The sequence below is a fragment of the Psychrobacter sp. AOP7-B1-24 genome, from assembly GCF_052376215.1.
GTDB lineage: Bacteria > Pseudomonadota > Gammaproteobacteria > Pseudomonadales > Moraxellaceae > Psychrobacter.
The window spans coordinates 1-1,510 of record NZ_JBQSVL010000165.1; the positions used below are offsets into that span (position 1 = coordinate 1).

The window sequence follows — 1,510 nt, forward strand, 5'->3', positions numbered from 1 at the left end:
GTCTAAGACGTCAACCGTGACATCGCTGCCGGTTGTGCCGGTCACGCTGTCGTCAGTGGCAACGGGTGGTTGGTTGGCGATGTCATCAAAGCTGACCGTGCCGGTGTCTGATCCGCCGTTACCATCGATCACGGTATAGTCAACGTCTGGTACCGCACCAGCATAACCGGTCTCTGGGGTAAAGGTTAATTCGCCCGCTTCTGTCACGGTGATGGTGCCGACATTTGCAATCGTTGCGGTGTCGCCTGGCTGATAGGTGGTGCCATCAACGGTGAAATCGTCAACCGTTAAGGTGTCGCCATTGGCATCGTCGTCATTACCAAGGATGTTTTGAGTAACTGGGGTGTCAATCACCGTGGTCACGCTGTCGTCAGTGGCAACGGGAGCATCAGCATTAACAGTGTCATCATCGTTAAAATCATTATTATCATCACTATCACGACCAGCGATTAGACCGACCAAGCCAATACCAGCAGCGGCAGGTATCCACCAAGGCAAGACAGCAGCAGCGATATATTCTTCTCCACCTAGGGCCTGACCTTCTACATCGCCTGCTTCTAGCTGAGTCACATAATCATATGTCTCACCAGTGTCAGGAATATAATAATAGTATTCGCCATCTTCGGCGATACCAAGTAAAGCACTGTCTTCACTATCATAGAAACCTTCTATGATAAGGTCTGTCTCTTGAGCCGCTTCTTCAAATGAGACGTGTAAATCATTGTTTAGACGCTTAGTGACAATATGGTTGGGTGCGTGATTGATAGCGGTATCAAAAAACTCGTAGTTCACTTTGTCCGTGGCAGTAATAACGGTCGGAATGCCGTCTTTGGTGACAACGTCTACTTGACTGATTGTTTGAGTGGCGTCGTTAACTTTAACAATAATAGTATTCATTTTCTGACCTTCAATTTTAAATAGTTTGGTTAGATTATTTTTATATTAGGCAACCTTGGTTACCAAAAGAATTTTAAGTTATGACTTACTCATACGTTCCTCTACAACAGCAATGACGCGGCGGTTAAGCTGACGACCTTCTGCGGTCTCGTTACTGGCTCGTGGTTGCGATTCACCATATCCAATAGCACGTAAACGATCAGCGCTGACGCCAAACTGTGTGATTAGGCTTTCTTTAACGGCGTCGACTCGGCGCTGCGATAAGGCTTGGTTGTAGCTGTCACTGGCGCGACTGTCGGTATGGCCTTCGATGGTGGCGATAGTATTTGGATATTGCGCCATGAATTCTGCTAGCTCAGCAATTTTTGTATAGTACTCTGGTCGTACGATGGCTTTGTCAGTCTCAAATAATACTTCGAGGTCAATCGTTACTTTTTCCGTCAGTACGGCTGGTTGTTCTACGACTGGTGGCGGAGTTACTGGTGGTGTGGCAAGCACTGGTGCAGGACAATTAGGGACGACTCGACTGATTTGATGTGTTTGATAACGTTTGGTTGTTAGTAGTGGTAATGCGCTTTCTGTGGTGATACGTTGTACTGTTCCTTGCCCACTC

General features: G+C 47.2%; 2 protein-coding genes. Both read right to left on the reverse strand.

From position 1 onward, the window contains the following. The coding region (locus ACT3QP_RS14745; RefSeq protein WP_444526020.1) for an Ig-like domain-containing protein at nucleotides 1-897 on the reverse strand (897 nt) is incomplete at its 3' end. Nucleotides 898-975: 78 nt separating this feature from the next. Next, nucleotides 976-1,510: OmpA family protein (locus ACT3QP_RS14750; protein ID WP_444526021.1), on the reverse strand; the 535-nt coding region annotated here is incomplete at its 5' end.